Genomic DNA, 22862 nt, shown 5'->3' with positions numbered 1-22862 from the left:
GGTGGGTGGCGATAATGGCATGGATTCAAGTGCTCGACAAACAACATTTGTCGGTCAAATTTGATGATCAGGATGAGATGGCATTGCTGGAGATCAATGATGGCGGCATCTCGCCTAATTATGTAACCATTCGTTTAAATGAAAATGAGATAGATGATCTGATCGAGGCTTTACAACGTATTAAACAAGCCATTCAATAGGATGGCTTCTGTAGGAGGAGGGGCACATTGTGCCCCTTTTTGCGTTGATAAGGGTACGTGTAGTTAGTGCGACACATTCCTTAACTCCCTCTTAGATAAACCCACCATTGACGCGGATGGTTTGACCCGTAATCCATTGGGATTCTTCACTTGCCAAAAATAAGACAACACTCGCAATATCGTCAGGCTCACCGATTCTCCCAAAAGCGTTCATTTTGCGAATGCCTTCAATTTGCTCTTCTGTTTTTCCCACTGTAAAGAGTTCTGTATTAACTGGACCGGGGGCTACTGCATTAATCGTAATGCCTTTTGGACCAAATTCCTTCGCAAGTTGGCGAGTAAATTGTTCAACAGCTCCTTTGGTACCGGCATAAACGCTGTAGGTCGGGAACATACTACTGAGGACAGAGGTTGAGAAGTTAATGATTCGGCCTTTCTCACTTAAGTATTTGGCTGCTTGTTGGTAAGCAAAGAAAGTACCTTTGACGTTGGCGTTAAACTGTTTATAATCTTCTTCGGTGATATTGGCTTAGTAATCATTAGGCCAGCGTTATTGATCAAAATATCGACTTTGCCATAGGCTTCAATTGTTTTCTGGAACATGAGCTCAATGTCCGATACGCGGCTAATATCAGCGTGAATGGCTGTTGCTATTCCACCGTTCTGTTCAATCCCATGAACGACTTCCGCTGCTTTCGCTGGATTGCTGGCATAGTTTACAACGACTTTAGCTCCGTTTCGAGCCAACTCCTCTGCGATCTCACGTCCCATTCCTCTAGACGCTTCTGTGACTAACGCTACTTTACCTGCTAATTTCTTCTCCATTGTAGTTCCTCCTCATATTGATTCTTACAGATCCGTTGATTCAAACTTCGTTGATATGGATTTGATTATAACAGGCGTGAAACGAAAATCGAGTGACAATAATATTTTTTTGTCATTTAATTAATAGAATAATAGCTTTCCTTCTGACTCTATCCAAAATGCGTATATCATGATATATTAAAGGTATCGTATGATATAACATTTGGTTGAGTGCAGGGGGTAGGTAGCATTGTCAACGGATTCGAGACCCATTTACGAGCGAATATTCGAAACGCTGCGTGAAGAAATAATACAACGTAAATATAACGTTGGAGACCGCGTTCCTTCCGAGAAGGAACTGGCGGATGAATATAACGTGAGTCGTATCACGAGTAAAAAGGCGCTGGAGATGCTGGCAGAAGAACGTCTCATTGTGCGTAAGCCAGGGAGAGGCTCCTTTGTCATGGAAGGCGGGGGAATTCCCTCTGAAGGACTATCTGTGGGTGAAAGAACGAAGCATACGCTAATTGGCTTAGTCATTACGGATTTCGGCAATACCTTCGGTACGGAGATGATTTATGGGATGGAGCAGGCTTCGGCTGAGCACGATAGCTTTCTAGTATTGCGCAGATCGTTTGGTGTGCCTGAGAATGAAGTAAAAGCTATTCGATCGTTTCTTGAATTAGGCGTGGATGGCATTATTGTGTTTCCTGCACAAGGGGAGTTCTATAATGATGAACTTCTGAAGCTGGTCATACAACAATTTCCCTTAGTTCTAGTTGACCGTCATCTCAAAGGGGTAGCCGCGGCTTCGATTAGTACGGATAATATAACCGCTGCTCGCACGGGTGCTGACTATTTACTTGATTTGGGGCATAAGCAGATTTGCTTACTTACGCCGCCGCCTATGGATACTACAGCTATTGAGGACCGTATTGAAGGCTTCGTGCGAGCTCATGCGGAACGCGGGGTCATGGTTGACCGGTCACTCTGGTTAGATGAAATCACCTCAACACTGCCCAATTCTTTTCATTCACCTAATATTGATAAAGATATCGATATGATTAAGGAGCACCTGCGAAGCAATCCGCAAATTACTGCCTTGTTCGCTATGGAGTATAATATTGCTCTATTAGCTAAGGCAGCCGTGGAACAAATGGGACTTCAGATACCTGAGGATATTTCAATTATTTGTTTTGATAGCCCTCCTACGACGCTTGGCAGCGGCTATCGCTTTACCCATCTGATCCAATCGGAAGATGAAATCGGCAAGCTCGCTGTAGAGAATGTGTTAAAACTGAAGCGAGGCGAGAAGGTAACCAATAAAATAAGTCTGGAAGCCAAACTAATCATTGGGGAGTCAACGGGACCCTCCAAATGATCGGTGAATAAATCAGCATGGATATCGAAACTTGAGACTGCTAATCTAGTAGTCTCTTTTTAATTGATACATTAAACGATTTAAATGATATATAAATAGTATGATAAATATATATTGACATACCGTGTGCATACCAATATAATCGTAAATGTAAGCGGTTTATTTATCGGAATAGATAAGGTCTTACGGCTTCCAGCCGGGAGGAAAAGCTGCGTATCCTTGATATACTAGCCGACACCGATGCAGGAACCGGACTGATGCATGAGGGCTTCCACGTAGACGATCCATTGCAATTACGCGGCCATGGTTCTCTTGGGAGAACTCCATGTTCAGCGAGTTGGTGTTAGACGTATGCGGCTTATCGATTAAGAAGCTGCTGAAAGATCGCGTGAACGCATCGCACTCATCTTAGGTTATACAGGGGGTGGAACCCCTTTTAACATAGCAACTGCACTTATAACGTTTACTTAAAAAGGGAGGAAGAAACATGAAAAAATGGATGACCGTTTTAACTGCTCTCTCGCTCACATTTAGTTTGGCAGCATGCAGCACGAAAACTGGCGGGGATCAACCGGCTGAAAGCAAGAAGCCTGAGGCCACGACAGCACCGGCAGCCTCGACAGCCGCCACCAAAACAGCACCGGTAGAAATTACATTCTGGGGTGACTGGGGCGGAGAAGGTGAAAAGCAGTTTGTGATGATGGCTGATGCATTCAATAAATCGCAAGATAAGATTAAAGTTAAATATGTTCTGCAGGAAGATATGATCACGAAGTTTCTGACAGCGGCTACCTCAGGCGGCTCGCCTGATATTATGTTCTGGGACAGATGGCGGACTTCGCTGTATGCATCCAAGAACGTGCTTCACCCGATCGACGATTATTTGAAGAAAGACAACGTTAACCGTGGCGATTATTACGATGAAGCCTTAAAGGAGCTTTCCTCTGGGGGTAAGCTGTATGGTCTTCCTTTGACGGTTGATGCACGCGCATTGTTTTACAACAAAAAGTTGTTTGCTGAGAAAGGACTTCAGCCGCCGAAAACCTGGGATGAGCTGGAGAATGCGGCTAAGCAGTTAACGGTATGGGAAGGCGATAAGCTGGTTCGCTCCGGTATGTCGATGCAGGATAATGGCCTGTACAATATGTGGTTGCAGCAAGCAGGTGGCTCTATGATGACAAGCGATCTGAGGAAAACGAATTTCAATAATGAACAAGGCAAACAAGTATTGGATTTCTGGGATAAGCTGATCAATAAGGATAAGGTGTATAAGGTTGGGTTTGAAAAAGGTCTTGGCGAAGGCACGGATGCTTTTGTGACAGGAAAAGTAGCTATGACTTATACAGGTCCATGGATGCTCTCAACTTATAAGAAATACGGCAAGGATCTTGATTTCGGTGTTGTACCTCCTCCAGCTGGACCTGGCGGCGCCAAAGGAAGCGTAATGGGCGGCTTCGGTCTCGTGATTCCAGCGGGCTCCAAGCATAAAGACGAGGCATGGGAATTTGAGAAATGGTGGTTAGCGAATAAAGACAACGCGCTGCTATGGGCGAAAACAAGCTTAAACCTGCCGGGCTTCAAACCAGCGCTACAGGATCCGTTCTTCAAGGATGATCCGAACTGGAAGCCATTCATGGATACATTGGAATTCGCGAAAATTCGTCCGCAGCATCCAGGATACTCGGTTATGGAAGGCGACGGTCTGATGCCGAATATTGAGCTATTCATTCAAGGCAAGCAGGATGCGGCCACAACGCTAAAGAAGGGGCAAGACCAAGGTGATAAGCTGCTCGATCAGAACGCAGCAGGGAAGTAACTAGAAATGTGGGGGAGGGGCATCCCTCCCTTTTTGTGGAAGGGGGAATTCTCTTGGCATCGATAACCAAGCTGGGTCGACATCAAGCTAGGATGGGTTATCTCTTTATTACGCCGACAATTTTGCTATTTATTATTTTTACGATTATTCCGGTCATCATGGCGTTCTATTTAAGCTTCACGAATTATGACATTGTGAGTAAAAACGATTTCGTTGGATTGGATAACTATAAGCGCCTAGCAGAAGATAACATCTTTTGGACGACGTTGAAAAACGTTTTGTTTTACTCCGTCCTTTATATTCCGCTGAATATTGCCATCTCTTTATCGATGGCCTTGCTGTTTATGCGCAGCCGTTTCGGCGTAAAGCTGTTTCGTACAGCCGGGTACTTGCCAACGTTAACTTCTGGCGTTGCTGCGGCCACGGTGTGGATATGGCTGTTAAACCCAGAGTTCGGACTCGTGAACGATATCCTGAGCAAATTTGGAATCACAGGACCTTCCTGGTTGGCTGAAATGCCTTATGCCATGCTGTCCATTGTGTTAGTGACCTTGTGGCAATCCGTTGGTTCGAACATGATCATTTATTTAGCGGGACTTAACGGGGTACCCGAACATCTGTATGAATCCGCAAAGTTGGACGGAGCTAATGCTTGGCAGTCCTTTCGCTATATTACTTGGCCAGTGCTGAGACCGACCACCTTTTTCGTAAGTACAATGGCCATTATTGGCGCGCTGCAGTTGTTTGACCAGGCGTTCGTATTGACCAAGGGCGGCCCCGCCAACTCGACGAAAACAACGGTTTATCACATTTATCAGCAGGGCTTCAACCAGCTCCAGATGGGCTATGCCGATGCGATGGCGTTTGCGTTATCTATTATTATTTTAGTATTTTCGCTCATTAATATGAGACTAAACAAAGAGGAATCCGTGATCTAGGAGGGATGGAACGTGAAACAGCAATACTATTGGCAAACGACAATCATGTATATCATTTCCATCGCCGTCTGCATCATCATGGTCGTCCCGTTTGTATGGAGTCTTATCACTTCAATCCGGTCGGATGAAGAGATTTTCATGCTGCCGATTCAATGGATTCCTTCCAGCATAACGATTGAGCATTATCGCAAGGCGTTTGAGCTCGTTCCATTCGGCCTTTATTTCTGGAATTCATTTTACCTTGCGTTCATGGGCGTGCTCTTCAACTTGCTTTTTGGCTCTTTAAGCGGCTATGCCTTCGCTAAGCTTCATTTCCGCGGAAGAGATATGATGTTCAAAATTCTGCTCGCTGCCATGATGATACCTGGTGTTGTGACGATGATCCCGCAATTTTTCGTGCTGAAGCACATTCCTTTAATGGGAGGGAATGATTGGCTGGGCGGTGGCGGCAACGGCTTGCTCAATTCATTTTGGGCGATTATTTTGCCAGGAGCGTCGGGTTCCTTTGCGGTATTTTTTATGAGGCAATTTTTCGTTTCTTTACCTAGTGATTTGCAAGAAGTGGCCCGAATTGAAGGCAGCGGAGAGCTTCGTATCTTTTGGAACATTTATATTCCGCTCGCGAAGCCGGCGTTGGCTACACTCGGTATATTTACCTTTCAAGCAGGCTGGAACAGCTTTCTCGGTCCGCTCATTATGCTTAACGACCCTGCCAAGAAAACGATTCAGCTAGGCTTAGCTGCTTTTACTTATAACAAACAGGTCGACTTCGGCCCGTTGATGGCAGGTGCTTTAATTGCGGTAGTGCCGATACTGATTTTGTTCTTGCTGCTGCAGAAGTATTTTGTGCAAGGAATCGCTTTTACAGGAACGAAGGGATAGTACGAAAGTCGGACAGATAGGTGAAGCGAATTGACAATTCGATTAAGAATGATCATAGCCCTGATGATTGTTGGGATAGGCATCATCGTGGCTGCTAGCTGGGGAGTGGAGACAATGGACAAAAACAATAAGATGACCGATGTGCAAGTGAGCACAAATAGAGAAACCTGGGAGCGGCGTGCGGATTTAGCTCAAGCCGGGTTGCTTAAGCAATATTGGAACGGAAAGCTGAACTTATTCGATAATTTGTCGCCTTGCAACGATTTATGCAATGAGAAGTTCCATTATTGGTGGCAAGCGCATGGTGTAGATACGTTAGTGGACGCTTATGCAAGAACCGGCGATGCAGCGTATAAGGGCTACCTGGCGAACATGTATCAGGGGATACTGGACCGCAATAGCGGCGTATGGCCGAATGATTTTTACGATGATATGGAATGGTTGGCTTTAGCTTGGCTCCGTGCTTATAACGTTACAGGCGATGAGAAATACAAGGAAGCTTCGCTCGAGCTTTGGGAAGATATTAAGACGGGCTGGAACGAAGAGCAAGGCGGAGGCATTGCATGGCGTAAGCCGCAGCTTGATTATAAGAATACGCCGGCGAATGCTCCAGCAGTCATTTTAGCTGCTAGATTATATAAGCAGTTCGGCAAGTCGGAGGATCTAGCTTTGGCGAAAAAGATTTACGATTGGCAGAAGGCCAATCTCGTTGATCCAGATACGGGCTTCGTCTGGGATGGGAAAAACCGCGAGGGAGACGGCAAGATTGATAAGAGCTGGGAATTCTCCTATTGCCAAGGTGTTTACATCGGAGCAGGGGTTGCGCTGTATCAAGCGACTGGGGACAAGAGCTATCTGGCGGATGCGGCCCGGACTGCTCAAGCATCGAAGCTCAGATTGACAAGTCCGGCAACAGGTATGCTTCCTAGTGAAAGCAATGGAGATGGCGGGTTATTCAAAGGCATATACGTGCGTTATTTGGCAGAGCTTGTTCTTGCGGACCCTGGTCAGAAGGAGTCGCTTGAGCTTCTTGTAACGAATGCAGACAGCCTTTGGAAATACGGGAGAGATGAGCAGCGCGTCATGTTCAGTAAATCATGGGCGGCAACACCTGAGCCTGCTGAGGATTTGAGTGTGAATCTAAGCGGTGTTATGCTGCTGGAGCGAATGGCTGCGTTGGAGAAGCAAGGATTGCTGAAACAGAACTAAGGCATTAAGAACAGGGCAGCCGAGAATCTGCCCTTTTATTTTCTACACAGAGGAGTCGAGGGATAGATGAATGCAGCAGCGATGGCTGAACAACTGCAAACGACTTTGCACAATCTTTATTGGAATCCGGATACACAGATTATGAATCAATGGGACGACAGTTTAAGTGTCAATCGACCTGACGAAAATTACTATTATTGGTGGCAAGCGCATGCTGCGGATGTCATCCTTGACGGCTATGTGCGAACTGGCAATGCGGAATATTCAAACCGTTTAGATCAGCTGTTCCACGGCATTCTTCGCTCTAATGGAGGAACGTTTCGCCATCAGTATTATGATGACATGCAGTGGATGGCGCTGGCTTGGCTAAGGGCTTACGACTTGACAGGTGCCCAGATGTACCGGGAGAGCGTTGCCGACTTGTGGGAAGACATTCGAGGCGGATGGAATGAGCATATGGGCGGAGGGATTGCTTGGCGAAAAAATCAGCTGGATTACAAAAACACGCCAGCTAATGCTCCAGCCGTTATCCTAGCAGTGCGATTGTTTCAACGATTTGGCGATGAAGCGGATTTGGCTTGGGCGCAAAAAATCTATGATTGGAACAGAAGGACGTTAACCGATCCCGTTGATGGATTCGTATTCGATGGCATCAATCGACTCGGCGACGAGAAGATAGATAAGGACTGGCAGTTTACTTATTGTCAGGGCGTCTTCATCGGTGCTGGCATCGAATTATACATCTGTACAGGGGATTCAGTTTATCTGGAGGATGCCTGCCGAACGGCAGCTGCGGTGAAAAACCGATTGTGCGACATTGCTGCAGGGATGCTGCCCGATGAAGGAATCGACGATACAGGTTTATTCAAAGGGATACTGATCAGGTATCTGCTGAATTTGACGGAGATTTACCCCGAATTTGAGCTGCCGGCTAAGCTTATTGAGCAAAATGCAATCATGCTTATGGAGAATGGCCTAGATGGCATCGGACGTGTCGGCACAGATTGGAGAAAGCCCCCTGAAGGCTCCATTCAGTTAAGTGTGATGCTAAGCGGGGTTATGTTACTGGAGGCGTATGCTTCACTTCAAACGAAGTAGAGACAAATTGGTGCGGAAGGGAGGTGAAATTTAAAATTTTTGAAAGCGCACTCACAGCAGCTAATTTTAAATGAGAAAAGGAGTTGTTTTATGTGATCATGCAAAAAAGATCAACTGTCAAATGGTTAAGTGTGAGTTTGGTAGTGGCCCTTTTCCTATCCGTTTGGGGAGGTGCAAATCGTGCATCTGCTTTCACAGCGTCGAATGCAGATACCGCAATGAATTCATTAGTAAACGTATTCTACGATGCTAACGCTAAATACTTCTACACGAACAGCGATCATCTCATACATGCTGCTCATGCTTTTGGACCCGACGGAGGACTGTACACCGATTTCTGGTGGGAGGCTCAGATGTGGGAAACGGTCATGGATGCTTATCAGCGGACGGGAAACAGCACTTACCGCACAATGATCGATGATATTTACACCGGTTTCAATGCAAAATATACGAACATGATTGATAACCAATTCAATGATGACCTTGGATGGTGGGCGCTTGCTTGTCTGCGTGCATACGAAATTACCGGTACGCAAGAATATTTGAACCGCGGATCCTTTCTTTTCGATCAAGTCTACGCTTACTGGGATACGACCTATTACGGAGGAGGAATCTGGTGGAGAAAGGATGCAACAAGCCCAGCGATCAGCAGCAATGCTCAGAAAAATATGGCTACCAATGCTCCTATGGTGATGATGGCTATTAAGCTAAAAAATGCCTATAATAACAACACTTATCTAACGAAAGCCCAGCAAATGTACACTTGGATCAAAACGAAGTTGGTCAATGGCAGTAAAGTAAATGATCACATGGAAGGTACTGGAGCGGGTATCGTCAAGGATTGGGATTTCACCTACAACTACGGAACTTTTCTTGGAGCGGCGACCGCTTTATATGGGGCTACTGGTACGAGCAGCTACCTAACGGATGCGAATAATGCAGCTGGATATGTGATAGATAAAATGACTGCGGCTACTACCTTGATGTACGAAGGGGAGAATGATGCTCCTGGATTTAAAATGATCTTTGCTCGCAATCTGAATCAGCTTCGCGTACAAGCAGGCCAATCGCAATATCTAAACTTTTTACAGCAAAATGCTACGCAAGCATGGAATCATAGAAGAACTTCGGACGGCATTATCGGAAGTGATTGGACGGCTCCTACTGGCTCCGCCTATATCCAAAGCCTAACTGCAGCTGCGGGCGCATCTATTCTTCAGTTCGTTCCTTCAGATAATTATACGGGCAATATTGCGGGGAACGGTCTTTATGAAGCAGAAAATGCCCAGCGCACCTTAGCCAGCGGTGTTGGCATGATCAACGAAAGTACACAGATTGGATTTAATGGCCGAGGCTATGTCGCAGGTTGGAATACCAACGGAACATCGCTTGATTTCTATGTGAATCAGAATAATGTGGGAACGAAGACGATTACGTTCCGATATGCAGCAGGCACCGGCAATGCGAGCCGATACGTCAAAGTAAATGGTGTAGACGTGGCTGCTAATTTGAACTTTTCTGGAACTTCCGGCTGGAGCAGCTGGAACACCGTTTCTATGACCATATCCCTTCAAGCAGGATCGAATACGATACAACTTGGCTATGACACCTCGAAAGGAAACAATAACTGGCTGAATGTAGACCAACTTTATGGCTTGTAAGCCCAATTTATGTCCAAAATGGAGGTTTTTTATGGGAAATCGACTCGGAAAAAAATTCATTTTATCGTGCAAATCCTACTCGCTTTCCTGCTTGCATTGCCTATTGTCCTGTCAGGCAGCATCGCTCCGCAAATGGCCTCTGCCTTAAATAATGGCTTATCGCCAACTCCACCTATGGGTTGGAATAGCTGGAACTTTTATGCTTGTAACGTGGATGAAGTGAAAATTAAACAAGCAGCCGATACAATGGTAAGCAGCGGTATGCAGGCAGCCGGATACAAGTATATTGTGATCGATGATTGCTGGCAAACAGGTCGAACCAGCGACGGTACCATTATCGCCGATCCGGCCAAATTCCCAAGTGGGATGGCATCACTTGCGAGCTATGTGCATAGCAAAGGTTTAAAATTCGGTCTCTACACGGATGCCGGATTTACTACTTGTGCCGGAAGACCAGGGATGTATTCGCATGAAGTACAGGATGCGAATACGTTTGCTTCCTGGGGCGTGGATTACGTCAAGATTGATTGGTGCGACAATGGGGGCATGGATCCGCAAACCAGGTATACGATCATCCGGGATGCGCTCGCTAACTCGGGAATGCCCATCCTATTCAGCATTTGCAATTGGGGCATCAACAAACCTTGGGTGTGGGGTGCGGCTACGGGCAATATGTGGAGGACAACGGACGATATCTTCGACTACTGGGACCGAGTAACTTGGATCATTGATCAGAACGCTCCGCTTGCCGATTTTGCGAGGCCTACCAAAGGCTGGAATAACGCAGATATGCTCATGGTCGGCAATTATGGAACAGGCGCCGTCTTCGGTGGAGGCATGACGGATACGGAATACCGTTCGCATTTCTCGATGTGGACGATTATGGCTTCGCCATTGATTGCGGGAAATAATTTGAGCGCGATGAGTCAATTCACGAAAGATACACTTATGAATTCTGAAGTAATTGCAGTAAATCAGGATGCGCTTGGCAGCCAAGGCATCTTAGTAACTGATCTCGGAGGATTGCAGGTGTACTCCAAAAAACTGCAGACTACTGGAACGCGTGCGGTTGTGTTGTTTAATCGTACAGGTGCGGCTGCGAACATGACGGTCAATTTTTCGAGCATTGGTCTCAATGCTACCGCTAGCATCAGGGATTTATGGTCCAAGACCGAGAAGGGATCGTTTACTAACAGCTACACCGTGAATATACCTTCTCATGGGACGGTTATGGTGAAATTGACGGGATCAGAAACAACGAGCGGTTCCTTTATCTCAGGTAAAACGTACCGAATCGTACCCAAATCGACGGGCTTATCCGTTGCCGTTGAAGCAGCTGCCTTAAACAATGGAGCGAAAATATTCCAATGGGATTACGGCACTGCGCAAAATGATCAATGGGTGATTACATCGACAACGGCAGGCATTAATAAAATTATCAACGTGAAGAGCGGTAAGGCAATGGCTGTCAAAAACGCCTCCTTGATGGACGGTGAAGACGTGATCCAATGGGATTTCGGCTCGACACTCAATGATCAGTGGGAAATTCAGGGCGTAGGCGGCGGTTATTTCAAAATTATTAACAGGCTATCCGGTAAGTCACTAAATGTAGCCAATAACTCACTTATCGCTGGCGGTAAAATGATTCAATGGCCGTATTCCGCCGCGGATAATATGACGTTCCAGTTGATTCCATTGAACTAATCAATTGTTTTCCTGACATACCTCAGTAACCCCGGAAGTACCAGAAGTACCAGAAGTACCAGAAGTACCAGAAGTACCAGAAGTACCAGAATTGCCACGAAAATACCCGAAAAGGCGAAAGAACCTTCCCGACTAATGGGAAGGTTCTTTTGAAGCTGTGTAAGCCAAAACAAAAGCAAAGGCCATAGCCATAGCCGAAGCTGAACCGAGGTTTACCCCGTATTAGCATGCATGGACTAGATGAGCAAGTTGTACTGCGTACAACAATTTTCTTGATTTCTGCTTGAAATACTAAGGATGTTGTATTCTGTACAACATTTTTAGACCTTTTATAGGTTATTTAGCTACTTTTGGCTGGAACGGATAATCAAGCGTATGTTAGGCATTATGTCTTGGGCACAGCCTAAAATAAGCTCCAATCAAATTCCTGTGACAGCGTTCCCAGAAGGTGAACTCCAGCTGTGCTGTTGCCTTTGCGGTTCAACGCGGGGCCAACCAAGCCGATACCATATCGTCCCGGTACCATCGTCAAGATGCTGCCAGACACCCCGCTTTTGGCGGGCAGCCCAACGTTCATAGCGAATTCACCAGAGGCATTGTACATACCACAGGTAAACATGAACGTCTTAGCGATCTGCACGAATCGCCGCGGGATAAGGCGTTGATTACGAATCGGATCTACGCCATTATGCGCTAGAACGAGGGCCATTCTAGCCAAGTCGGTACAACTCACTTCGACGGCACAATGGCTGAAATAGACGTGGAGGACGTCCTCCACGTCGCGATCCAGCACACCGTTGTCTTTCAGGAAGTAAGCTAACGAACGATTCCGGTGTGCGGTATCCGACTCAGATCGGAGCACATTTTGATTAATTTCAAGTGAAGGATTATGAGCAATGTCGCGGAAAAAAAGGAGAATCCGTTCAACTTGCTCCTTAGTATCACTGCCTGCAATCAAGGATGAGATCGCAATGGCTCCAGCATTGATAAGCGGGTTGAAAGGAATGCCGGGCTCAACAAGTTCGAGCTTTAGCATGGAGTTGAAATCGTCACCGGTAGGCTCCATCCCCACCTTGGAGAAAACAATCTCTTCACCGTTATCCATTAACGCCAAAATGAGTGTAAATACTTTCGAAATACTTTGCAAAGTAAAACGGAAATCAGATTCGCCAGCCACAGAGATATTTCCATTGGCATCCATTATACAGATACCAAGGACATCGGCTGGAGCGTTTGCAAGTTCAGGAATGTAGGAAGCCACATGTCCGTCTGATGTATGTTCCTTGCTCTCCGTAACCCATTTCGATAAGTTTTCATTGAGATGCTTCCATGTTTCTGCGTGTTGTGTATGACTCATTCAGAAGTCATCCCTTCCTTATTCGTTTAAGCTTTCCAAGCCTGCGGGTGGTTATCGCTGATAAGCTCCGTTGCGCTTGCATTCGCAATAACCTGTTCTGGGTTTTTGCAACCTGGAATGACCGTTGTAACCGCATCATGCTTCAAACACCAAGCTAATGCCCATTTGGCCATATCCATTCCTTCAGGAACTTCTTCTTTTTGGATGCGCTGCACGTCCTCAAGCTTCTGTTTCACACTCTCGGCATCATGTCGATGGCGAACATCAGTATTTCCGAACACCGCACCAGGCTTATACTTGCCGCTCAAATAGCCGCTAGCCAAAGGAACACGTGCTAGAACGCCAAGATCTTGATTCACACAGGAAGGGAAAACAAGCTCTTCTGGGGCTCGATCCAATCGATTGTACACGACTTGAATGGCTTTGGAATTGACCTTGCTGGAGGCTTCTGTTTGATGAATATTAGCATTACTACCAATGGATGTTCCCAAATGGCGGATTTTCCCGGCTTGAACTTGTTTGTCCAAAGTCGTCCAAAGATCATCATTATCAAATAAATCATCAGGTCCGGAATGGAATTGATATAAGTCAATATAGTCCGTATGCAAAGCTTTCAGAGAATCATCCAGTTGTTTAACAACGCCTTCGGAACTGAAATCATCTGTTCGGGTGAACAGATCGTGGAAATGGTGGCCAAATTTCGTAGCCACGATCCAGTTCTCGCGTTTGCGCCGAGATAAGTAGTTACCGATAAGAGATTCGGATAGATGGTCACCATAGCATTCTGCTGTATCGATCAGATTTATACCAAGTTCAGCTGCTTGATCGAGAATAGCATCTGCTTCAGCTTGCGTGTAGGTAAGTCCCCACTCTCCGCCGAACTGCCAAGTCCCAACACCAACGATGGAAACTTTCAAATCCGTTTTACCAAGTCTGCGATATTTCATGGCGAGCACTCTCCTTTTTAAGGTATCCAAGTTTATTAAACGCTATAGCTTGCTCCGTGTCAAAAAGAAAAAAGGCTCTTTCCTCTCCCTGAAGAGAAAAGAGCCTGATTGTATTAAGCGAGTCCTGGTGAAAGTTCTTTTTCGTTTTCTTTTTTGTCATCTGATTTTTTAGATTTACGGTCAGATACTTTAATGTTACCGATAAATAGTGTCAGAACAGCCCCGAGTAAAACGAATACTAGCCCTACAATAAACACTTGGTGAAGCGATGTAACCAGGGCGTTTTTTAGAATTGGCAGCATGTGGTCTACGAATTCTTTTGGCATTTTGGCCAAATACTCAGGACTTAGTAAGGAAGAATATAAGGCTTGTGGGTTGGTATGAATCATATCCGTCATCTGTGTAGCCAGCCCGCCTGCTTCCGCGGGAAGCTTATTGACAACAGGAGTTAGATCTTGCTCTAACAGCACAGTTGACTTGTGATTCATAATGGCTCCGAGAATCGTCATACCGAATGTACCGCCAATTTGACGGAAGAATTGACTGGAGGATGTAACGACACCAAGCTCGGATTTCGGGAAGCTCTCTTGTAAAGCGAGTGTTAGGATTGGCATAACTAGACCCATTCCCAGACCTAGAATCAGCATATAGCTTGAAGCAATCAACTTCGTCGTGCTTATGCCCATTGTCCCAAGGAAATAGAAGCCGATAGCCATAATAATCATCCCGCCAAGCATTTGTTTACGAACGCCGATTTTTTGAATGAATTGACCGGAAACGATGCTGGCTGCAATCATCGTAATCATGAGCGGCGTCATCACTGTACCTGATGCTGAAGCACTGATTCCGACGATGCCTTGCATGAAGAGAGGAACGAACATAATAGCTCCGAACATACCGACAGCCATAAGGAACCCTACACCGTTAATGGTTGTAAATGTTCTATTTTTAAATAATCGAACAGGAAGGATCGGCTCTTCTGCTTTGCTTTCAATAAATACGAAGGAAACCAAGGATACAATAGCCAATGCAAAAAGCCCAATGATTTGCCAAGAGAACCAAGCGAAGTCTTTGCCGCCAAATGTTAAAGCAAGCAATAAGCTGACAACCCCTACAATCATGGTGACAATACCCGGAATATCGAATTTCACTTTGCCGTTTGCTTTATGCTTTGGTAAGGCAATTGCAATTAAGACAACAGCAAGGATACCGACAGGAAGGTTGATGTAGAACACCCAGCGCCAGTCCAATGCGTCAACGATCCAACCGCCGATTTGGGGACCAATAACCGATGAAAGACCGAAGATTGCACCGAAAACGCCCTGCCATTTGGCACGTTGTTTACCAGTAAATAAGTCCCCGATAATAATCATCGCCATTGGCATCATAATACCGCCGCCAAGACCTTGCAAACCGCGGAACAGAATCAGTTCGGTCATATTCTGAGACATCCCGCATAAGGCGGAAGCCGCGATAAAGATGACTAAACCTGTTACATAGATGACACGACGACCAATTAAATCGGCAAGTTTACCTGCAATAGGAACGACAACTGTTGATGTCAACATGTAAGCAGTAGTCAACCAAGCCATGAGGCCAAGACCGCCGAATTCACCGACGATACGCGGCATTGCAGTTCCAACAATTGTACCGTCCAATGCGCCAAATAGCATAGCAATGATAAGACCGGTAAGCAGGAGACCTCGATTTTTGAGTTCTGGTCCTTCTGCTTCTATGGATTTCTCTGAAGCTGTTTTTTGTATAGTTTCCACTTGTACCACTCCTTGAATAATGATGAAATTAATAATAATTAGTAAGCTTTTCAAAGGCACTCACAAGAATGCGCATTTCTTCCGGGGGAAGTTGTGATAGTCCGCGAGCAATTACTTCTTTCTGGACATCTTCTGCTTGTTTGAGTATGGCCTTCCCGGTTTCGGTTATTTCAACCAGCACAATCCGTCGATCTGTCTCATGGTGTTTACGAATAACATGCCCACTCTGGACAAGTCGATCAATCATAACGGTGATTGCACTCGGTTTAACGCCCAGTTTATCAGCGAGATGAGTTTGTTTCGGAGCGCCTTCTTTAGAAATCATGAATAACATGAATATTTGTGGCTTCGTTAACTCCGAATTTAACTGACTAAGTACTATATGGCCAATTTTCCGATGTGCGGTTTCAAATGTTGTGCGGAACCGATTCGTATAAGCAAGCAATTCATCTTCCATTTATAAAACCTCCCTTACCGCTTTATTAAAGTGTCAAATCATTAAACAATAAAATATTTATATGAATTAATGTTTAAACTGTTTAAATAAAATATACGCCGATGATGATCCGAAGTCAATAGGGAAATTCAGTATCCGAGGCTAGTTAACTTGCATATCAGGCATATCTTGCATATAATAATTGATACATATACGTGAAAATGCTTTGACGGAGAAGAGTACGCAGTGCTTCTTGACAGGGAGGGAAAGCCGTTGATTGAGAGCTATCCCCGAGAATCAGGCTGCTGAAGTTCGCTCCCGAGCAGTCCTTTGAACGGAAGCTTAACCAATGGCTTCTAATTAGAGGGAACCGGACACATCGTCCGTTATCTGAAATGAAGTGAGAATCGTTTCTTTTGGCCTATACCAATGAACGAATCTAATTAGGGTGGTACCACGGCTTTTCGTCCCTTGTGAGGGAGCGGAAAGTCTTTTTTGTGTTTTCATTTAGGGTGATTCAGGGGCCTAATTCAGGAGGGATTTCGATGAAAGAGCGGTTAGAAGCTTTGAAGCAGGAAGCGCTGCAGGAGCTAAGCGGCGTACAAAGTCAGCAGGAGCTGAACGATTTACGTATCAAGTATTTGGGTAAAAAAGGGCCGTTAACCGAAGTTCTACGCGGTATGGGCGCATTAAGTGCGGAAGAAAGACCGGTTATCGGCCAAGTAGCGAACGACGTTCGTACAGCGATTGAAGCCGTTATTGAAGAGAAGCAAGCAGCGTACCAACAGCAAGAAACCGAAAACCGTTTGCGTGCGGAAATGATTGACGTAACACTGCCAGGTCGTCCGTCACAGCAAGGTGCTGTGCATCCTTTAAGCAAAGTTATTCAAGAAATTGAAGACATCTTCATAGGGATGGGCTACACAGTCGCTGAAGGTCCAGAGGTAGAGCAGGACTACTACAACTTTGAGGCGCTTAATCTGCCGAAGGATCACCCAGCTCGGGATATGCAGGACTCGTTCTATATCACGGATGAGATTTTAATGCGTACACAAACCTCCCCAGTTCAAGTTAGAACGATGGAGAAACGCAAAGGGGAAGTTCCGATCAAAATCATTTGTCCGGGCAAAGTATACCGCCGCGATGATGACGATGCGACACATTCCCATATGTTTACCCAAATCGAAGGTCTGGTCATCGACCGTAACGTACGGATGAGTGATCTGAAAGGAACCTTGCTTCAATTCGTTCAAGAGATGTACGGCAAAGAGACGAGAATTCGCTTGCGCCCAAGCTTCTTCCCATTCACAGAGCCGAGCGTTGAAGTGGATGTGAGCTGTGCAATGTGTGGCGGCGCTGGCTGCCGTACTTGTAAACAAACGGGCTGGTTAGAAATCCTCGGAGCGGGCATGGTACATCCACGCGTTCTGGAGATGGGTGGATATGATCCGAAGGAATACACAGGATTTGCATTTGGAATGGGCGTTGAGCGCATTGCGATGCTGAAATACGGGATTGAAGATATTCGTCATTTCTACACGAACGATTTGCGGTTCTTAAAGCAATTCTTACACTTGTAAGCATTAGGAAAAGGAGGGGTTAAGGATGAAGGTTTCTTATCAATGGTTATCGGAATATGTCGATGTATCAGGCTTTACAGCCGAGGAATTAGCAGAAAAACTGACCCGAAGCGGCATCGAAGTGGATATCGTGGAAGATCGCAATAAGGGTGTAACGAACGTAGTCGTTGGATTTGTCAAATCACGCGAAAAACACCCAGACGCAGATAAATTAAGTGTATGTATCATCGATGCCGGACAAGGCGAAGACTTGCAAATCGTTTGCGGGGCTAAAAATATTGATGCGGGACAAAAGGTGCCTGTCGCCATGATTGGTGCTGTGCTGCCTGGCGGATTGCAAATCAAACGCGCTAAGCTGCGCGGCGTAGAGTCACAAGGAATGATCTGTTCAGCCAAAGAACTTGGTCTGAACGATAAGCTGCTGCCGAAGGAAATTCAAGAAGGCATCCTAGTTTTGCCTGAAGATACCGAAATTGGCAGCTCAATTCTAGACGTCCTTGCTATTAACGACAAGGTGTTAGAGCTTGACCTGACACCAAACCGCTCCGATTGCTTGAGCATGCTGGGAGCTGCTTATGAGATCGCAGCGATCCTAGGACGCGGCGTCAAATTGCCTGATGCGGAAGCAGCGCGCGGGGCGGCTGGAACAGCCGCAGTGAAAGCTGCTGATCGCATCAGTGTGAAGATCACTGCGACGGAGCAATGCACGCACTACGCGGCTCGCCTTATTGAAGGCGTGCGCGTGGGCACTTCTCCGCTGTGGATGCAGAACCGTTTGATGGCGGCTGGTATCCGCCCGATCAACAACATCGTAGACATCACAAACTTTGTGATGCTTGAATACGGCCAACCGCTTCACGCATTCGATGCCGATCAGCTTAACAATGGCCACATCGATGTACGTCTCGCTGAGGCTGGCGAGAAGCTCGTCACGCTCGACGATGTGGAGCGTACGTTAGAGCCGCATATGCTGCTTATCACGGACGGCATGAAGCCGGTAGGGATTGCCGGTGTTATGGGCGGCGCTAACTCCGAAGTGATCGAAGGCACCACGCGGATTCTGCTTGAATCCGCCAAGTTCGCTGGCAGCTCTGTACGCCGCACATCACGCCAGCTAGGTCTTCGCTCTGAAGCAAGTCTTCGCTTCGAGAAAGAAGTGAACCCGGAAGCAGTGCTTCCGGCATTAAACCGTGCTGCTGCATTAATGGCTCAGTACGCAGCAGGTCAAGTCGCTGACGGCATCGTCCAAGCCGTAGCAGGCTCACACAAGCCGGTCAGCATCGAGCTAGCTGCTGACCGTGTGAATAATTATCTCGGCACTGAACTTTCTTTGGCTGAGATGGGTCAAATCATAGAGCGCCTGCACTTTACATTCGAGCAGGCAGGCGAAGGCAAGCTGCTCGTGCATGTGCCGAGCCGCCGCGGAGACATCACGCGGGATGTCGATTTGATCGAAGAAGTAGCTCGTCTTTTCGGCTACGATAACATCCCGACAACCTTAATGACCGGCGTGACGACACCCGGCTCCTTGACCAAAGAGCAGTCGATCCGTCGCATCACGCGGAATCTCCTTACACAGAGCGGACTGCATGAAGTTATCACTTACTCCTTCACGCAGCCGGATCAAACCGTTGCGCTTCCGGGTCTATACCCAGCGGCGAAGCCCATCTCGCTCGCTATGCCAATGAGCGAGGATCGCAGCCAACTGCGTACTAGCTTGCTGCCGCATTTGCTAGACGTTGTTAGCTACAATCGTAACCGTACGATGGATGACGTGGCTATTTTCGAAATCGGCAAAGTATTCATCACAGATGAGTCTACACTTACAGCCTTGCCGCAAGAGAAGCTGCTTCTCTCCATCGTATTGACAGGCAAACGTCGTCAAGCACATTGGGCACAGAAGTCCGAAGCTGTCGACTTTTATGATATCAAAGGTGTTTTTGGCCGCCTTGTAAACTACCTAAGCGTTAAAGGGCTTACCTATAAATCTGCATCACCAGATGGTTTCCATCCAGGCCGAACAGCTGAGCTTCTCTTAAACACAGCTGAAGGTGAGCAAGTCATAGGTCGAATCGGCCAACTGCATCCTACCGTCCAACAGCAGCGTGATCTTGATGACACTTATGTGCTAGAGGTTGAACTTTCTCCAATCTTGGAAGCTGCAGGAGATGCAATCGTATATAAATTGCTGCCGCGTTATCCGTCCATTGGGCGCGATCTTGCTGTAGTAGTGAACACTAGTGTACCAGTAGGTCTTATGGAGCAAACCATCGCCGAAGTTGCCGGAGACTTGTTAGAATCTATTCAAGTATTCGATATCTATACAGGTGAACGTTTAGGCGCAAATCGCAAAAGCGTAGCCATTGCCTTAGTATACCGTCACGCAGAGAGAACACTGCTGGATGAAGAAGTAACAGAGCTCCATTCCAAAGTTGTGCAAACCCTTGAACAACAATATGAGGCAGAGTTAAGAAAATAGTGTAACTTTCATTTAAGTTGCAGGAAAACAGGCTGGTCTTATCGAAATTACACTCGATAGGGCCAGCCTTTCATCTAAGGGAGGATATAAACAAGTGAACGCTGAAGATAAAACGAGGATTACCGTTGATATATATGGACACCAATACAAATTAAAAGCAAGCACCAGCACCAATTACATGAAGCGAGTGGCTGAATACGTGAACGAACAAATGTTTCGTATTGCAAAAGGCTATCCGCGGTTAGATTCACAGAAAATCGCCGTTCTAGCTGCAGTAAACATGGCTGATGAGTGCTTCCGTATGAACGAAATTATGGAAGAACTGAGCAAAGCCCAAAAGGACCAAGAGGCGTCCAAAGCCGCCTATGACAAATTAATCGTTAAATTTAACGATTTGAAACAAGAATACGAGCAACAACAGACATCCATAAGCGAACAAAATGCTAAGCTAGTGCAAGGAAACCAAACGCAAGAGCAATTGAAACAAGAAGTGCAGAAAGCAAAACAAGAACAAGAACAATTGAGGCAACAACTGCAACAAGCTAAACAACAGCAAGAGCAAGCCAAACAACAACAAGAGCAAGCCAAACAACAACAACAAGAGCAAGCTAAACAACAGCAAGAACAAGCAAAGCAGCAGCAAGAGCAAGTCACGCAACAATTAGAACAAGTCAAACAACAGCTAGAGCAGGAAAAACGTCAACAAATACAAGTAAGACAACTGCTAGATCAAGAAAAACAACAACACCAACAAACAAAGCAACAATTCGAACAAGAGAAACAACAAAAGGCACAACAGCTGCAAAAGCTGAACGAACAACACAGAGTCGAAAAACTGACCCTTTCAGAAATCCACCAACAAGACAAAGAAATGCTAAACCAGCAATATCAACAAGACAAAGAAGCACTCATGCATCAACATCTGCAGGATAAAGAAATCATAAACATGCAACATCAAGAAGAGATCTCGAAGCTTTCGAATCAGTATCAAATGGAAAAGGAAACACTCGTTAATCAACATCACGAAGAACTAGAACACATCACATTCCAACATCAAACGGAACTTGAAACAATCACGAACCAACTTCAAGAGAGAATACATACAATTTCAAACCAACATAAAGAGAAAATAAATCTTATTACAAATCAACATCAAGAGGAACTAGAAACCCTCTCATTCAAGCACAAAGAGGAGTTAGAAACACTCACCTCCCTTTACCAGGACGAGGCAGAAGCTAAGATTCTGCGTTTTGAGCAAGATAAGGGCAATCTAGTCGGGGAATTCCAAGAACGACAAACAAACATTATTCAACAGCTTGAAGACCAAAAATCAACCATTATTACACAATATCAAGCTCAAATTGACGCCTTACTAGAGCAGCAGCAATTAGAGCGAATTTCTCTTACTCAACATTATGAAGAAGAAAAAGAACGGATTTTAGCCCAAGCCCGCAGAGAAAAAGAAGAGTTAATGCACCAAAGCTTGAACGATGAAGCTCAACAAAAAGAACTTCAAAACATCAAAGAAGAGTATAAAGAACTACGCGAGGAATATGCTAAACTGCAGAATGAATACAATGAGTGGATCGAGCTTGTAGAAACCGATAGTCCTGGCAGGTAATCCACAGTGACACTGAATACATTAGACTATGTCATGTTGTCGATAGTAGCTTTGGGTCTCCTGCTTGGTTACTTTAGAGGATTTATAGCCCAGATTGTTTCACTCTCAGGTTTTGTTCTCGCTTACCTCGTTGCATTTTATTTTTACAGGGATTTTGCTCCTCTGCTTCGAAACGCAATTTCACTGCCTACCTATCAAAATTACCAAAAATACGAATTTATCGTAAAAGGCCTTAATCTGGATACCTACATCCTAAACGCTTTAGCCTTTGCTATATTGTTTTTTGGCGTAAAATTCGCACTAGTCATCATAGGCAGAGCACTTAATATTCTAGCAAAAACCCCAGGTCTAAACTTCATCAACCGTTGGAGCGGCGCATTGTTGGGCTTAGCTGAAGCACTTTTGATCATCATTATAGCCGTCAATGTAATCACCATCATGCCCTCAGATGGACTTCAAAAGCTGCTCTCAAGCTCAACCATAGCTCCATATTTAATTAACGAATTACCCAATATAGCAGGTAAACTCCAAGAACTCTGGAAACAAGGACTCCCCCTATAGAAGCTGCCTACTTTTCTAATATAGAAAGGCAGCTTTTATAAGTTACACCATGCAGCCTAGTACTTGTATCAGTACGAGCACCAGCACCAGTACTCCCGACTTACATCCACTACACGTATGAGTTCTGTAGTATCTACAACGACAACCACAACGAGAACGACAACCACAACCACAACCATAACCACAACGATAACCACAACCACAACCACAACCACAACCACAACGATAACCACAACCATAACCACAACCACAACCATAACCATAACCATAACCATAACCATAACCATAACCATAACCATAACCATAACTGCAGCCAACAACGATAGCCCCAGCCATAGCCATAGCCACAGGAGCCACACCCAAACCCACTACCCAAACCCACTACCCAAACCCACTACCCAAACCCACTACCCAAA

General features: G+C 45.7%; 18 protein-coding genes and 2 pseudogenes. 14 read left to right on the top strand and 6 right to left on the bottom strand.

The window, feature by feature from the left end; genetic code table 11:
• Positions 1-14 precede the first annotated feature (14 nt).
• Positions 15-200 carry a hypothetical protein gene (locus tag ASG93_RS21035; RefSeq protein ID WP_056834884.1) on the top strand — a complete coding sequence of 62 codons (186 nt, stop codon included), beginning with the start codon at positions 15-17 and terminating at the stop codon, positions 198-200.
• 91 nt (positions 201-291) lie between these two features.
• Here the strand turns inward: ASG93_RS21035 and ASG93_RS21030 are convergent.
• Positions 292-1025, bottom strand: a pseudogene (locus ASG93_RS21030) (SDR family oxidoreductase).
• Positions 1026-1254: 229 nt separating this feature from the next.
• Between ASG93_RS21030 and ASG93_RS21025 the strand changes: the two are divergent.
• From ASG93_RS21025 to ASG93_RS20990, 9 genes and pseudogenes are all read left to right on the top strand, one after another.
• Positions 1255-2385, top strand: coding sequence for a GntR family transcriptional regulator (locus tag ASG93_RS21025; RefSeq protein ID WP_056834882.1), 1131 nt, complete (start codon positions 1255-1257; stop codon positions 2383-2385).
• Positions 2386-2564: 179 nt separating this feature from the next.
• Positions 2565-2797, top strand: a pseudogene (locus ASG93_RS36485) (glycoside hydrolase family 125 protein); the annotation flags it as partial.
• 75 nt (positions 2798-2872) lie between these two features.
• Positions 2873-4201: an ABC transporter substrate-binding protein gene (locus tag ASG93_RS21020; RefSeq protein ID WP_056834880.1), complete on the top strand. Its 1329-nt coding sequence runs from the start codon at positions 2873-2875 to the stop codon at positions 4199-4201.
• Positions 4202-4293: 92 nt separating this feature from the next.
• Positions 4294-5139, top strand: a complete 846-nt coding sequence (locus ASG93_RS21015) for a carbohydrate ABC transporter permease (protein ID WP_082615018.1) — start codon at positions 4294-4296, stop codon at positions 5137-5139.
• A 45-nt stretch (positions 5140-5184) separates the two neighbouring features.
• The gene (locus ASG93_RS21010; protein ID WP_056835161.1) at positions 5185-6021 is read left to right on the top strand and encodes a carbohydrate ABC transporter permease; all 837 of its coding nucleotides are present in this window, start codon (positions 5185-5187) and stop codon (positions 6019-6021) included.
• 30 nt (positions 6022-6051) lie between these two features.
• Positions 6052-7230 carry a glycoside hydrolase family 76 protein gene (locus tag ASG93_RS35950; RefSeq protein WP_235550922.1) on the top strand — a complete coding sequence of 393 codons (1179 nt, stop codon included), beginning with the start codon at positions 6052-6054 and terminating at the stop codon, positions 7228-7230.
• 66 nt (positions 7231-7296) lie between these two features.
• Complete coding sequence (locus ASG93_RS35945; RefSeq protein WP_056834875.1) at positions 7297-8328, top strand: glycoside hydrolase family 76 protein; 1032 nt, start codon at positions 7297-7299, stop codon at positions 8326-8328.
• A 98-nt stretch (positions 8329-8426) separates the two neighbouring features.
• Entirely contained in the window at positions 8427-9989 is a 1563-nt protein-coding gene (locus ASG93_RS20995) for a glycoside hydrolase family 76 protein (RefSeq protein WP_235550935.1), read from the top strand.
• 9 nt (positions 9990-9998) lie between these two features.
• Positions 9999-11693 (top strand): alpha-galactosidase, encoded by a 1695-nt coding sequence (locus ASG93_RS20990; protein WP_082615000.1) that lies wholly within the window; start codon positions 9999-10001, stop codon positions 11691-11693.
• Positions 11694-12096: 403 nt separating this feature from the next.
• Here the strand turns inward: ASG93_RS20990 and glsA are convergent, their stop codons facing one another.
• The 4 genes from glsA to ASG93_RS20970 all read right to left on the bottom strand — a co-directional run bounded on the left by glsA (position 12097) and on the right by ASG93_RS20970 (position 16226).
• Positions 12097-13050, bottom strand: coding sequence for a glutaminase A (gene glsA / locus ASG93_RS20985; protein WP_056834872.1), 954 nt, complete (start codon positions 13048-13050; stop codon positions 12097-12099).
• 26 nt (positions 13051-13076) lie between these two features.
• On the bottom strand, positions 13077-13997 hold the full coding sequence (locus ASG93_RS20980) for an aldo/keto reductase (RefSeq protein WP_056834870.1): 921 nt from the start codon (positions 13995-13997) through the stop codon (positions 13077-13079).
• Between the two features lie 113 nt (positions 13998-14110).
• Positions 14111-15733 carry an MDR family MFS transporter gene (locus tag ASG93_RS20975; RefSeq protein ID WP_082615017.1) on the bottom strand — a complete coding sequence of 541 codons (1623 nt, stop codon included), beginning with the start codon at positions 15731-15733 and terminating at the stop codon, positions 14111-14113.
• Positions 15734-15797: 64 nt separating this feature from the next.
• Positions 15798-16226 (bottom strand): MarR family winged helix-turn-helix transcriptional regulator, encoded by a 429-nt coding sequence (locus ASG93_RS20970; protein WP_056834867.1) that lies wholly within the window; start codon positions 16224-16226, stop codon positions 15798-15800.
• A gap of 524 nt (positions 16227-16750) precedes the next feature.
• On the opposite strand from ASG93_RS20970, the gene pheS reads away from it, so the two are divergent.
• From pheS to ASG93_RS20950, 4 genes are all read left to right on the top strand, one after another.
• Positions 16751-17785 (top strand): phenylalanine--tRNA ligase subunit alpha, encoded by a 1035-nt coding sequence (gene pheS / locus ASG93_RS20965; protein WP_056834865.1) that lies wholly within the window; start codon positions 16751-16753, stop codon positions 17783-17785.
• A 25-nt stretch (positions 17786-17810) separates the two neighbouring features.
• Entirely contained in the window at positions 17811-20264 is a 2454-nt protein-coding gene (pheT, locus tag ASG93_RS20960) for a phenylalanine--tRNA ligase subunit beta (RefSeq protein WP_056834864.1), read from the top strand.
• A 94-nt stretch (positions 20265-20358) separates the two neighbouring features.
• Positions 20359-21885, top strand: coding sequence for a cell division protein ZapA (gene zapA, locus ASG93_RS20955; RefSeq protein ID WP_056834862.1), 1527 nt, complete (start codon positions 20359-20361; stop codon positions 21883-21885).
• Positions 21886-21891: 6 nt separating this feature from the next.
• Positions 21892-22446, top strand: a complete 555-nt coding sequence (locus ASG93_RS20950; RefSeq protein WP_235550921.1) for a CvpA family protein — start codon at positions 21892-21894, stop codon at positions 22444-22446.
• 68 nt (positions 22447-22514) lie between these two features.
• Here the strand turns inward: ASG93_RS20950 and ASG93_RS35765 are convergent, their stop codons facing one another.
• A complete protein-coding gene (locus tag ASG93_RS35765; RefSeq protein WP_162262868.1) occupies positions 22515-22763 on the bottom strand; it encodes a hypothetical protein in 249 nt (82 codons plus the stop codon).
• Between the last annotated feature and the right edge of the window lie 99 nt (positions 22764-22862).

The sequence above is a fragment of the Paenibacillus sp. Soil787 genome (genome assembly GCF_001429545.1).
In the GTDB taxonomy this organism is placed as follows: Bacteria; Bacillota; Bacilli; order Paenibacillales; family NBRC-103111; genus Paenibacillus_E.
The sequence above is the reverse complement of the archived record's forward strand: the minus strand, read 5'-3'. Positions and strand labels throughout refer to the sequence as shown.

Coding starts and splice junctions, on each gene's coding strand:
- glsA (WP_056834872.1), bottom strand. CDS start 13,050: ATGAGTCATACACAACACGCAGAAACATGGAAGCATCTCAATGAAAAC.
- ASG93_RS35945 (WP_056834875.1), top strand. CDS start 7,297: ATGAATGCAGCAGCGATGGCTGAACAACTGCAAACGACTTTGCACAAT.
- ASG93_RS21015 (WP_082615018.1), top strand. CDS start 4,294: ATGGGTTATCTCTTTATTACGCCGACAATTTTGCTATTTATTATTTTT.
- ASG93_RS21020 (WP_056834880.1), top strand. CDS start 2,873: ATGAAAAAATGGATGACCGTTTTAACTGCTCTCTCGCTCACATTTAGT.
- ASG93_RS21010 (WP_056835161.1), top strand. CDS start 5,185: ATGTATATCATTTCCATCGCCGTCTGCATCATCATGGTCGTCCCGTTT.
- ASG93_RS21035 (WP_056834884.1), top strand. CDS start 15: ATGGCATGGATTCAAGTGCTCGACAAACAACATTTGTCGGTCAAATTT.
- ASG93_RS20970 (WP_056834867.1), bottom strand. CDS start 16,226: ATGGAAGATGAATTGCTTGCTTATACGAATCGGTTCCGCACAACATTT.
- pheS (WP_056834865.1), top strand. CDS start 16,751: ATGAAAGAGCGGTTAGAAGCTTTGAAGCAGGAAGCGCTGCAGGAGCTA.
- ASG93_RS20990 (WP_082615000.1), top strand. CDS start 9,999: ATGTCCAAAATGGAGGTTTTTTATGGGAAATCGACTCGGAAAAAAATT.
- ASG93_RS20980 (WP_056834870.1), bottom strand. CDS start 13,997: ATGAAATATCGCAGACTTGGTAAAACGGATTTGAAAGTTTCCATCGTT.
- pheT (WP_056834864.1), top strand. CDS start 17,811: ATGAAGGTTTCTTATCAATGGTTATCGGAATATGTCGATGTATCAGGC.
- ASG93_RS20995 (WP_235550935.1), top strand. CDS start 8,427: ATGCAAAAAAGATCAACTGTCAAATGGTTAAGTGTGAGTTTGGTAGTG.